This is a genomic window from Streptomyces sp. NPDC006743 (genome assembly GCF_040703815.1).
Taxonomy (GTDB): domain Bacteria; phylum Actinomycetota; class Actinomycetes; order Streptomycetales; family Streptomycetaceae; genus Streptomyces.
Map to the genome: position 1 here is coordinate 1 of NZ_JBEYJA010000029.1, position 11,677 is coordinate 11,677.

Sequence of the window (11,677 nt, forward strand, 5' to 3'; positions counted from 1 at the left end):
TCGAGATCCGCAAGCAGAACCCCGCCTTCGGCCTCGGCACCTACACCGAACTCCCCTCCTCCAACCCCGCCGTCCTCGCCTTCCTGCGCGAGTACAAGGACGACCTGGTGCTGTGCGTGCACAACTTCTCCCGCTTCGCCCAGCCCACCGAACTCGATCTGCGCACCTACGACGGACGGCACCCGGTCGAGCTGATCGGCGGCGTCCGGTTCCCCGCGATCGGTGAACTCCCCTACCTGCTGACCCTCGCGGGCCACGGCTTCTACTGGTTCCGGCTCACCAGAGCCGCATCCCGGATCGGCCGACGAGTCTGACCGTATGGCCGAGACGAAAGGAGGCGTGACCATGACGAAGACCGCATCCCTCCAGCCGAGCAGCCCCGGCGTCGCCGACCCCATGGCCTCGCTCGGGTCGCTGCTGCGCGCCTGGCTGCCGCGGCAGCGCTGGTTCGCCGGCAAGGACCGGCCCGTCACCGATCTGCGGCTGCTGTCGATGACGGAGCTGTTCCCGGGCTGTCTGCATCTGCTGGTCCACGCCGAACACGCCGGGCTCGCCACCGGTCACGGCGGCGTCCCCGCCCCGGCTGGCATCTCGGCGCCGCCGCCGGCCGACTGCTACCAGTTGCTGCTCGGCGTACGGCAGGAGCTGTCCCCGCGGCTGCACCGCGCCTTCATCGGCCGGGCCGCCGAAGGGCCGCTGGCCGGTCACGCGATCTACGACGCCCTGTGCGACCCGCGGTCGGCGCAACTGCTGCTCGAACGGCTGCGCCACCCCGGCAGCGCGGGTCCGCTGCGCTTCGAGGCGGACCCGTCCGCGCTCATCCCCGGCGGCCTGGCGCCCCGGCTGCTGGACGCCGAGCAGTCCAACTCCTCCATCGTGTACGGCGACGAGTTCATCCTGAAGGTGTTCCGCCGCGTCCAGCCCGGTGTCAACCCGGACCTGGAGGTGCCCTGGGCGCTGGCCCGGCAGGGCTGCAGCCGGGTCCCCGCCCCGGTGGCCTGGCTGCGCACCACCCGGCCGGAGGAGGCCACACTCGGCGTGCTCCAGCCGTTCCTGCCCGACGCGGCCGACGGCTGGACCCTGGCCCTGCGGGCGCTGGCCACCGGTGACGACTTCACCGCCCAGGCGCACCAGTTGGGGCAGGCCACGGCGGAGGTGCACCTGGCGCTGGCCGACGCCTTCCCGACCGCGGGGCACCGTGAGGTCGCCCGTACGGCGGTGGCGATGACCGAGCGGCTGGAGGCGGCGGCCCAGGCGGTGCCCGCGCTGCGGCCGTACACCACCCGGCTGCGCACCGCGTTCGCCGCGCTGGCCAGCTGCGACGCCGGACCGGCCGCGCAGCGGGTGCACGGCGACCTGCACCTGGGCCAGGTGCTGCGGGCCGGACGCGAGTGGTTCGTCATCGACTTCGAGGGCGAGCCCTCGCGTCCGCTCGCCGAGCGCCGCATCCCCGAGTCCCCGGTGCGGGACGTGGCGGGCATGCTGCGCTCCTTCGACTACGCCGCCCGCCAGCGCCGCCCCTGGCGGCCGGAGTGGGCGCGCCGCTGCCGGGAGGCGTACTGCGCCGGCTACGCCTCCCGGGCCGGCTGGGACCCCCGTAAGAAACACGCCCTGCTGCGGGCCTACGAGACGGACCGTGCCGTGTACGAAGTGCTGTACGAGGCCCGGCACCGCCCCGACTGGCTCGCCGTACCGATGGCGGCGATCGAACGTCTCGCCGTGAGAGGAGGCTGAACCGGTGGCACTGCGCGACACGTCACTTCCCGAGCCGTCCGGCCCCGTCCCGCCCGCGGCGGGCCGGGCCCAGGCGGCCCCGCCCCTGGACCCCGCCGACCGTGAGCGCCTGCTGCGCGGCGCCCACCACGACCCGCACGCGCTGCTCGGCGCGCACCCGGTGCCGGGCGGGGTCGCCGTCCGGGCACTGCGCCCGTTCGCCTGCGCGGTGAGCGTGGTGACCGACGGCGGGCGCACCCCGCTGGTCAGTGAGAGCGACGGCCTGTTCTCGGCCGTGCTCCCGCTGGACGCGGTCCCCGAGTACACCCTCGTGGTCGGCTACGGGCAGGAGGAGTACGAGGTCCACGACCCCTACCGTTTCCTGCCCGCCCTCGGCGAGCTGGACCTGCACCTGATCCGGGAGGGCCGGCACGAGCAGCTGTGGAAGGCGCTCGGCGCGGAGCCCATGACCCACGAGGGCGTGGCGGGCACCCGGTTCACGGTGTGGGCGCCCAACGCCCGCGGGGTGCGCGTCGCCGGTGACTTCACGTACTGGGACGGCACCGCGTTCCCCATGCGCTCGCTGGGCGCGGCGGGGGTGTGGGAGCTGTTCCTGCCCGGCGTCGGCGAGGGCGCGCGGTACAAGTTCGAGATCACCTCGCAGTACGGCGGCCGGTTCCTGAAGGCCGACCCCATGGCGCGGCGTACCGAGGTGCCGCCGGACACGGCCTCCGTCGTGACGGCCGCGCACCACGAGTGGGGCGACGCCGAGTGGATGGCGCACCGCGGGGACACGCCCGTGCACGAGGCGCCGCTGTCGGTGTACGAGGTGCACCTGCCGTCCTGGCGCAAGGGCCTGACCTACCGGGAGCTGGCCGAGGAGCTGCCCGCGTACGTCAAGGACCTGGGCTTCACGCACGTGGAGCTGATGCCGGTCGCCGAGCACCCCTTCGGCGGCTCCTGGGGCTACCAGGTGACCTCGTACTACGCGCCGACCTCGCGGCTGGGTTCACCGGACGACTTCCGGTACTTCGTCGACGCCTGCCACCGGGCCGGGATCGGCGTGATCATGGACTGGGTGCCGGCGCACTTCCCGAAGGACGACTGGGCGCTGGCCCGCTTCGACGGGGACCCGCTGTACGAGCCCGGGAACGCGCAGCGTGCCGAGCACCCCGACTGGGGGACGTACGAGTTCGACTACGCCCGTACCGAGGTGCGCAACTTCCTGGTCGCCAACGCCGTCTACTGGTGCGAGGAGTTCCACATCGACGGGCTGCGCGTGGACGCGGTGGCCTCCATGCTCTACCTGGACTACTCGCGCGACTCCGGCCAGTGGACGCCCAACCAGTACGGCGGCCGGGAGGACCTGGACGCGATGGCGTTCCTCCAGGAGATGAACGCCACCGTGTACCGGCGGGCGCCGGGGGTGGTGACCATCGCGGAGGAGTCCACCGCCTGGGGCGGGGTGACCGCGCCGACCGACTGCGGCGGGCTCGGGTTCGGGCTGAAGTGGAACATGGGCTGGATGCACGACTCGCTCCAGTACATGAGCAAGGAGCCGGTGCACCGCAAGTACCACCACCACGAGATGACCTTCTCGATGGTGTACGCCTACAGCGAGAACTACGTGCTGCCGATCTCGCACGACGAGGTGGTGCACGGCAAGCAGGCCCTGGTGTCGAAGATGCCCGGCGACTGGTGGCAGCGCCGCGCGAACCACCGGGCGTACCTGGGCTTCATGTGGGCCCACCCCGGCAAGCAACTGCTTTTCATGGGGCAGGAGTTCGCGCAGGGCGGTGAGTTCTCCGAGGAGCACGGCCCGGAGTGGTGGCTGCTGGACGAGGGCGCCAACTGCGGGGCGGGCGATCACCGCGGGGTGCGGGACCTGGTGCGGGACCTGAACAGGCTGTACCGGGACGTTCCGGCGCTGTGGCAGCGCGACACCCGGCCGGAGGGCTTCCGCTGGGTCGCGGTGGACGCGGCCGACGACAACGTCTTCGCGTTCCTGCGCCACGACGCGGCGGGCGCCCCGCTGCTGGCGGTGTCGAACTTCTCCCCCGTGGTCCGCGAGGGGTACCGCCTGGACGTGCCCGTCGACGTCACCGCCTGGTGCGAGGTCCTGAACACCGACGCGGCGCGCTACGGCGGCGGGGACGTCACCAACCCCGACCCGGTCAAGCCGGAGGACGGGCACGTCCGTCTCACGCTGCCGCCGCTGGCCACCGTCTGGCTGACCCCGTATCCCGCCTGACGGCGCGGGGTCACCGGCCGGCCGCCGGACTCCGTCCACCGCACCGGGTGTCCGGCGGCCGCCTCGGGGCAGTCGGGGTCGTACGACCCCGGCACCCGGCCGGTGTCACGGGACGAAGGGCGGCACGAGGTGCGGACCGTCGGAGTGGAGGAGGAACTCCTCCTGGTGGACCCGGACAGCGGTGAGCCGAAGGCCCTGTCGGCCGCGGTGCTCGCCCGCGCGGAGGCGGCCGACGCGGAACAGGACGTGTTCGAGAAAGAGCTGTACGGGCAGATGCTGGAGTTCGCCACGCATCCGCAGACGGACATGGCCGAACTGGGCGCCGAGATCGTGCGCTGCCGCAAGGAGGCGGCCCGGCACGCCGGGGAGATCGGCTGCGCGGTGGCCGCGCTGGCCACCTCGCCGCTGCCGGTGAGCCCGTCCATCGGCATGAACCACCGCTACCAGTGGCTGGCCGAGCAGTACGGCATCGCGACGCAGGAGCAACTGGTCTGCGGCATGCACGTGCACGTGGCCGTCGACTCCGACGAGGAGGGCGTCGCGGTCCTGGACCGCATCCGGCCGTGGCTTCCGGTGCTGGTGGCGATCAGCGGGAACTCGCCGTTCTGGCAGGGCAAGGACACCCGCTACGACAGCTACCGCAGCCGCGTGTGGGACCGCTGGCCCTCGGCGGGTCCCACCGGGCTGTTCGGATCGGCGGAGCGCTACCACCGGCTGGTGGCGGACATGGTCGCCACCGGGGTGATCCTCGACGAGAAGATGGCGTACTTCGACGCGCGCCTGTCCGAGCGGTACCCGACCGTGGAGATCAGGGTCGCGGACGTGTGCCTGCACGCCGGTACGGCCCGCCTGGTGGCCACGCTGGCGCGCGCCCTGGTGGAGACCGCCGCCCGTGAGTGGCGGGCGGGCGTCGCGCCGGTGGACCACAGCGTGAGCCTGCTGCGGCTGGCCGCCTGGCAGGCCGCCCGGACCGGGCCGGGCGCGGAGCTGCTGCACCCGCACACCATGCGGCGGCTGCCCGCGCGGTCGGTGCTGGGGGCGCTGCTCGACCATGTCTCCGACGCCCTCGCCGACACCGGCGATCTCGAACAGGCGCGCGATTTGCTGGACACCCTGCTCACCCGCGGGAACGGTGCCCGCACGCAGCGCGAGCTGTTGGAGCGCACGGGCAGTCTGCGGGAGGTCGTCACCGAGTGCGTGCGGCTCACCCAGGAGTGATTCAGAAGATCAGGGCGAGGGCGTAGGCCAGGAAGCCGGCGGCGACCAGCAGGACGAGGAGCAGGATGAGGGTGAGCGGGGTCTTCGCCCACCCCCGGGAGGTGGCCTCCGGCTCACGGGGACCGGCCTCGGGCATGCTGCTCTCGGCGGGCGGGGTCTCCCCCGGTGGCACACCGCCGCCCGGCTCGAGCCCGGGCGTCCGGTCCGGGTCGGGATCTGGATTGACGTGACTCATGCCCTCCGAGTCCCCACTCCTGCGCGCGGGGTACCACCGGATCCGCGGCCTGATGCCGCCGTGGCGGACGAGCGGGGAGGCGACCGATGGTGCCCCTGCGCTGAGACGCGTGCCATGGTGCGGCGACGCGTAGCCTCCCCGCGCACGGGAACTAGACAGGGGACGAACGGAAGGGACAAGGACGACGACGCCCTGCGCACGCCGGGCAGGGAAGGCGAGATGGCAACCGATCCGCATGGGGAAGACACACTGGCCACCGAGGGCATTCCGAGCCGCACCGCTCGCTTCGCGGGCGAGCTGCACCATGTGACGGGCGCGCGGCTGGCCGCGGAGGAGTTCCTGGACGATCTCGCGCGCAGCGCGCTGCCGGCGGCCCCCGAGCACTGGGACGACATCCTGCTGGTGGTCACCGAACTCGCGGCGAACGCCGTGCAGTACGCTCCGGGGCCGTTCGTGCTGCGGATGCGCCGGACCTTCGACGGGGTGCACGTGACGCTGAGCGACACCAGCACCACGCCGCCGGCGCCGCGGCCGTTCCATCCCAGCCGGGGCGGCGGCGGGATCGGCTGGCACCTGATCCACACGCTGAGCGACCAGGTCAGCGTCGTCGTCACCGACCACGGCAAGGACGTGCACGTCTTCCTGCCCTGGTGAGCCCGCGACCGCCGCCCCGCGGGGCGCGCGGGTCCGGTCAGGCGGTGTCCGCCTCCTGGCGCGGCGGCAGCCCGTGGTAGTACTCCCCCACCCGCGTCAGGTAGCCGCGGTCGCCGGTCTCGCTGTCGGTGCGGAAACGCGGCGCCGCCTTGATCTCCGCCCGCGAACAGGAGACCTCTATCCTGCGCCCGGCCGGGTCGATTCGGCGGACCACGCCCGCCGGGACCAGGACACTGCGGCCGAAGACCCAGACGCCGGTGTCCACGACCAGGTGCCGCATCCCGAAGGTGTCGGCCTCCCGGTCCACGTGGCCGATGGTGCCGTCACCCGCCACGACGGTGAAGCCGGTCAGGTCCATGTCCCCGGTGCGGCCGGCCCGCGGCGGATACGCCCAGATTCCCTCGATGGTCACGCTGCCCCTTCCTCTCTGCGGCCGCACAGCCCTCCGCGGGCGGCTCCGCGCCCCCGTGGCGGTCCCCCGGCCGTCCCGGCGGGCCCGCGGCCTTCCCGATCACTCCACCGCACCACCTACCCTGCGCCGACGTCCGCATTCGACGGCCGGGCCGCTCACCCCGCACGTGTGCCGGGCCGGTACGGGGGTAGGCGCGCAGGCGCAGTCCGCACTCGTTGGAGGTACTCGTGTCCGTTGCCCAGAACCCGCTGTCCGTCGAGGTCACCCTGATCCGGGAGGACGTGGCCCTGTTCGCGGTCGAGGGCTACCTGGACGTCGACACCGCGACCGAACTCCAGGCGCACCTGGCCAACCAGCTCCACCACGGCCGGCGGCACTTCCTGCTGGACCTGACGGGGGTGCCGTTCATGGACTCCTCCGGCATGAACATCATCCTGCGCGTGTACCAGGAGGTCCGCGACCGTCCGGGCAGCGTCCACATCATCGCGCCGGTTCCGGCGGTGCGGCGGATCCTCGACCTCACCGGGGTCAGCCTCACCGTGCCGGTGTCCGACACCGCCGAGGAGGCGCTGGCCCGGGTCGACGAGCCGGCCGCGCGGCCTGAGTGAAGGACGGGGCACCCGGCCCGTGCCGTGCCGCCCGGGGCGGCCGGTGCGGTCCTTTCTGGTGCGCGCACGGCCCGGGGCGGGCATGGTGGTGATCGACACGTGTGTGCGGCCGTCGTGCCCGGCCGGGCGGAGGAGGACCGGCGGCACGGCGGGAGCGAAGAGGTGCGAAGCAGCGATCCAGGGGCAGGCGCTTGACGTCGAGGCATACCGCCTGGAGCCGCAGAAGGGATGAACACCGTGACACGACCCAGGATCCTGGTGGTCGGCGCAGGTTTCGCCGGCGTGGAGTGCGTCCGCCGTCTGGAACGCACCCTCTCGCCCAGCGAGGCCGACGTCACCCTGGTGACGCCGTTCGCCTACCAGCTGTATCTGCCGCTGCTGCCCCAGGTCGCCTCCGGCGTGCTGACGCCGCAGTCGATCGCCGTCTCGCTGCGCCGCAGCAAGAAGTACCGCACCCGGATCATTCCGGGCGGCGCCATCGGCGTGGACCTGAAGGCCAAGGTCTGCGTCATCCGTACCATCACCGACCGGATCGTCGACGAGCCGTACGACTACATCGTGCTGGCCCCCGGCAGCATCACCCGCACCTTCGACATCCCCGGTCTCACCGACCACGCCTTCGGCATGAAGACGCTCGCCGAGGCCGCCTACGTCCGCGACCACGTCATCACCCAGCTCGACCTGGCCGACGCCAGCGACGACCCGGCGGAGCAGGCCGCGCGGCTCCAGTTCGTGGTCGTCGGCGGCGGCTACGCCGGCACCGAGACCGCCGCCTGCCTGCAGCGCCTGACGCACGCCGCCGTCAAGCGCTACCCGCGGCTCGACCCGTCGCTGATCAAATGGCACCTGATCGACATCGCGCCCAAGCTGATGCCGGAGCTGGGCGACAAGCTGGGCCGCAGCGCCCAGGAGGACCTGCGCCGGCGGGGCATCGAGATCTCGCTGGGCGTCTCGATCGCCAAGGCGGGCCCGGAGGAGGTCACCTTCACCGACGGCCGGGTGGTGCCCACCCACACCCTGATCTGGACGGCGGGCGTGGTGGCGAGCCCGCTCATCGCCACCCTCGGCGCGGACACGGTCAGGGGCCGGCTCGCGGTGACCGCCGAGATGTGCCTGCCCGGGTACGACGGCGTCTTCGCGCTCGGTGACGCCGCCGCCGTGCCGGACCTCGCCAAGGACGACGGCGCCGTCTGCCCGCCGACCGCCCAGCACGCCTCCCGGCAGGGCAAGCGCGTCGCCGCCAACCTCGTCGCCTCGCTGCGCCACCAGCCCATGCAGCCCTACGAGCACAAGGACCTGGGCCTCGTGGTGGACCTGGGCGGCGCGGACGCGGTCGCCAAGCCGCTGGGTGTCGAACTGCACGGGGTGCCCGCCCAGGCGGTGGCCCGCGGCTACCACCTGGGGGCGCTGCGCACCAACGTCGCCAAGGTGCGGGTCGGCACCAACTGGCTGCTCAACGCGGTCGCCGGCGACGACTTCGTCCGCACCGGCTTCCAGGCCCGCAAGCCGGCCAAGCTGAAGGACTTCGAGTACACGGACGCGTACATGACGGCACAGCAGGTGCAGGAGTACGTGGAGAAGTCGCGCAGCCGGGCGCTGTGACCCGGCCGCCGCGGGGCGGCCCCGCTCGCGCGGCGGCCCGCCCCGGGCGGGGTGAAGCCACGCGGGCGGGGTGACACCACGCGAGCGGCGCACCGCCGCGCCCGGCCGGGCCGCGAGGAGCGGTCCGGCCGCGGCGTGCGATGCTGGAGAAACGGATCATCACGAAGATCCACGGGGATCGGGAGAGAGTACGGCGGCGTGAGTGCAGCGGAGGGGTCGGTCTGGGCACGGCTGCGGGATCGCGTCGCGGCGTCCGATCCCGGGCTGCTGAGGCTGGCCGCGGGGTCAAGGACGGCCGGATCGATAGCGCTGACCCTGGCCGTGCTGGGCGCGCTGCGCGTGCCGGTGCCGCACCTGGTGGCCGGCGCGATCGCGTCGATGGCGGCCACCTTCGCCATCCGTGAGAAACAGCGCTCGCAGCAGGCCGTGACGCTCGCGCTCGGCCTCCCGGTCGCGCTGGCGTCCGTGTCCCTGGGGGCGCTGCTCAACTCGCGCGTGATCGCCGGCGACGTCTTCTTCGTCGCGCTGATCTTCTGCGCCGTCTACAGCCGCCGCTTCGGCGACCGCGGCAACGCGCTGGGCCTGATCGGCTTCCAGGTCTACTTCATGTCGCTGTTCGTGGGCGCCACCGCGCACACGCTGCTGTCCCTGTACGTCGTCGTCGCCCTCGCGTTCGCCTCCAGCGCCCTGATGCGCTTCGTGATCGTCTACGAGACCCCGGCGGGCATCCTGCTGCGGCTGCGCGAGGCCTTCCGGGTGCGGCTGGCCCAGTTGGTGTCCGCCCAGCTGGAGCTGCTGGACGCCGGTCCCGGCGAGGCGGACAAGGCCCTGGAGGCGGTGCGCGAGGGCACCGCCCGGCTGCACGAGACGGCCCTCATGATCCAGGGCCGGCTGGAGCAGGGCACCTCCGACGAGGCCGTGGCCCGGCTGGTGCAGCGGCGCATCGCGGGCGCCGAGATCGCCGCCGAGCGGCTGGGGCTGCTCCTGCTGAACGCCCGCAGCAGCGAACGCACCGACACGCTCACGCTCCACCTGCCCGGCGCCCCCGTCCCCTCGCACGGCAGACTGCCGGTGCGCGAGGAGGCCACGGACACCCTGCGCCGGGACCTGGGGGCGCTGCGCATGCTGGTGCTGCGGCCCGTCGGCGAGGGCGGCGGCACCGCCATGACGCATGTGCGCAACCGGCTCCTGGGCTACCGGGAGGAGGAGAACCTGCCTGCCGCGTCGGCCGCCGTGCAGGACGTCTTCCGCGGCATCGGCGAGGCCGCCCGCGCGGTACTGGGCCTGCGGACCGCGCTGGGCACACCGCAGGACGAGTCAGACGACACCCCGGCCACCACCCGCTCGCGGGAGGAGCTGGACGCCGAGGACGCCGCCATCGAGGGCGCCGAGGCGGGCGAGGAGGCCATGGAGGAGGCCGCCACCGGTCTGCGGCGGCCCACCACACGGGCCGCGGTGCAGGTGGCGCTCGGCTCGTCGCTGGCCATCGTGGGAGGCGAGTTCCTCTCCAGCCAGCGCTGGTACTGGGCGGTGCTGACCTGCTGGATCGTCTTCATCAACACCTCGTCCACGGGCGAGATCCTGGTCAAGGGCTACCGCAGGCTGCTGGGCACCGTGCTCGGCGTGGTGGCCGGTATCGTGCTGGCCGGTCTGGTCGGGCCGCACACCTGGCCGGCGCTGGCCCTGGTGCTGCTCTTCGTCTTCGCGATGTTCTACACCGCGCCGCTGTCGTACACGCTGATGTCGTTCTTCGTCACGGCGGCGCTGGGCCTGCTGTACACGCTGCTGCACACCTACAGCCTGTCGGTGCTGCTGCTGCGCATCGAGGAGACGGCGCTGGGCGCGGCCTGCGGGATCATCGCGGCGGCCGTGGTCCTGCCGGTGCACACCGGCCGGCGTACGGACGAACTGCTCGTCACGGTCCTCGAACGGCTCTACGACGTGACCGGCACCGCCGTGGACCAGCTGAGCGGCGGCCGGCAGGCCGACCTCCTCGACCAGGCGCGCGACCTGGACCAGGCGCTGAGCGATCTGCGGGGGGCCGTCCAGCCGCTGACCCACCCGATCACGCCGCTGCGGGCGCGGCGCAACACCGCCCAGTACCTCCTGGCCCTGCTGGAGACGTGCGCCTACCACGCGCGGTCGCTGGCGGCGACGGCCGAGCTGCTGCCCACGCATCCCTCGATAGCGGCGGATCCGCGGCTGCGCCAGGCCTGCCGCCGGATCACGCACAACATCGCGGCGCTCACCGCGCACGTGGCGGGTGAGCAGCAGGCCCCCGAGATCGAGACCGGCCCGAGCATCGCGTCCCTCCTGGAGTCGGGCGCCGCTCCCGGCACGCCCCGCTACGGCCGGATCACCGACCGGGTGCTGCGGCACCTCCAGCGCCTGGACGAGGCTGTGGTGGGCCTCGCCCGGCCGCTGGGTGTCAAGGTGCCGACCTCCCAGCGGTGAGGACGGCAGCGGGGGCGCGGGAAGCGGTCGGCGGCGGGTCTCAGAAGTCGGTCGGCAGGTCACTGGCGGCGGCGATGCCGCGCAGTTCCTCGGTCTCCCGGTGCCGGTCGCGGATGTAGTCGGCGATCTCCGTCAGGCGGGCCGGGTCGGCGGCGGTGGTGGCGTCGGTGACGACCCGGACGGGGCCGGTCTCCTCGATGTCCAGGACGACCAGCTCGTTGTCCAGACGCCCCGTGACCGCGGTGGCGATGACCAGGGCCGCCTCGTCGCGTATCTGCTGCGGCAGCCCCTGTGTCTGCGGCCCGTCCAGCGGGAAGTCCGTGGTGGGCACGCCTTGCTCTCCCTGTTCGTGTATGGCGCGCAGCACCGGGTCGACGACGGTGAGCAGAAGCTCGTAGTCGTCCTCGGGCATCCGGATCCGCAGCAGGTCGAGGTACACCTCCACGGCCCGGTCGTCGGGCGGAAGCTCGTCTTTGTCCATCTCCCCCGTGTTCCCCGGGCGGGCGCTCTCAGACGCGGCCGGCGCTTTC

Annotated in this window: 11 protein-coding genes; 8 read left to right on the forward strand and 3 right to left on the reverse strand. The window is 73.0% G+C overall.

The genetic code is table 11. From position 1 onward, the window contains the following. The 4 genes from ABZ719_RS22805 to ABZ719_RS22820 all read left to right on the forward strand — a co-directional run. Positions 1-314 (forward strand): alpha-glucosidase C-terminal domain-containing protein (locus tag ABZ719_RS22805; RefSeq protein WP_366727014.1); only part of this gene is annotated, 314 nt, incomplete at its 5' end. Between the two features lie 31 nt (positions 315-345). Beyond that, positions 346-1,734 carry a maltokinase gene (locus ABZ719_RS22810; protein WP_037853841.1) on the forward strand — a complete coding sequence of 463 codons (1,389 nt, stop codon included), beginning with the start codon at positions 346-348 and terminating at the stop codon, positions 1,732-1,734. A gap of 4 nt (positions 1,735-1,738) precedes the next feature. Next, complete coding sequence (gene glgB, locus ABZ719_RS22815) at positions 1,739-3,964, forward strand: 1,4-alpha-glucan branching enzyme (protein ID WP_366727015.1); 2,226 nt, start codon at positions 1,739-1,741, stop codon at positions 3,962-3,964. Between the two features lie 129 nt (positions 3,965-4,093). Beyond that, entirely contained in the window at positions 4,094-5,182 is a 1,089-nt protein-coding gene (locus ABZ719_RS22820; protein ID WP_366727016.1) for a glutamate--cysteine ligase, read from the forward strand. A gap of 1 nt (position 5,183) precedes the next feature. Here the strand turns inward: ABZ719_RS22820 and ABZ719_RS22825 are convergent, their stop codons facing one another. Then, positions 5,184-5,417, reverse strand: a complete 234-nt coding sequence (locus ABZ719_RS22825) for a DUF6480 family protein (protein ID WP_366727017.1) — start codon at positions 5,415-5,417, stop codon at positions 5,184-5,186. A 219-nt stretch (positions 5,418-5,636) separates the two neighbouring features. Here ABZ719_RS22825 and ABZ719_RS22830 point away from each other — a divergent pair, with 219 nt between their 5' ends. Next, a complete protein-coding gene (locus ABZ719_RS22830) occupies positions 5,637-6,071 on the forward strand; it encodes an ATP-binding protein (protein WP_366727018.1) in 435 nt (144 codons plus the stop codon). Positions 6,072-6,108: 37 nt separating this feature from the next. Here the strand turns inward: ABZ719_RS22830 and ABZ719_RS22835 are convergent, their stop codons facing one another. After that, positions 6,109-6,483, reverse strand: a complete 375-nt coding sequence (locus ABZ719_RS22835; RefSeq protein ID WP_366727019.1) for a PRC-barrel domain containing protein — start codon at positions 6,481-6,483, stop codon at positions 6,109-6,111. Positions 6,484-6,710: 227 nt separating this feature from the next. Between ABZ719_RS22835 and ABZ719_RS22840 the strand changes: the two genes are divergently transcribed. From ABZ719_RS22840 to ABZ719_RS22850, 3 genes are all read left to right on the forward strand, one after another. After that, a complete protein-coding gene (locus tag ABZ719_RS22840) occupies positions 6,711-7,091 on the forward strand; it encodes an STAS domain-containing protein (RefSeq protein ID WP_366727020.1) in 381 nt (126 codons plus the stop codon). Between the two features lie 228 nt (positions 7,092-7,319). Beyond that, positions 7,320-8,693, forward strand: a complete 1,374-nt coding sequence (locus ABZ719_RS22845; RefSeq protein WP_366727021.1) for an NAD(P)/FAD-dependent oxidoreductase — start codon at positions 7,320-7,322, stop codon at positions 8,691-8,693. Positions 8,694-8,924: 231 nt separating this feature from the next. After that, complete coding sequence (locus ABZ719_RS22850) at positions 8,925-11,147, forward strand: FUSC family protein (RefSeq protein ID WP_366727094.1); 2,223 nt, start codon at positions 8,925-8,927, stop codon at positions 11,145-11,147. Between the two features lie 40 nt (positions 11,148-11,187). On the opposite strand, the gene ABZ719_RS22855 is transcribed toward ABZ719_RS22850, so the two are convergent. Beyond that, entirely contained in the window at positions 11,188-11,628 is a 441-nt protein-coding gene (locus tag ABZ719_RS22855) for a hypothetical protein (RefSeq protein ID WP_037853856.1), read from the reverse strand. Positions 11,629-11,677 lie beyond the last annotated feature (49 nt).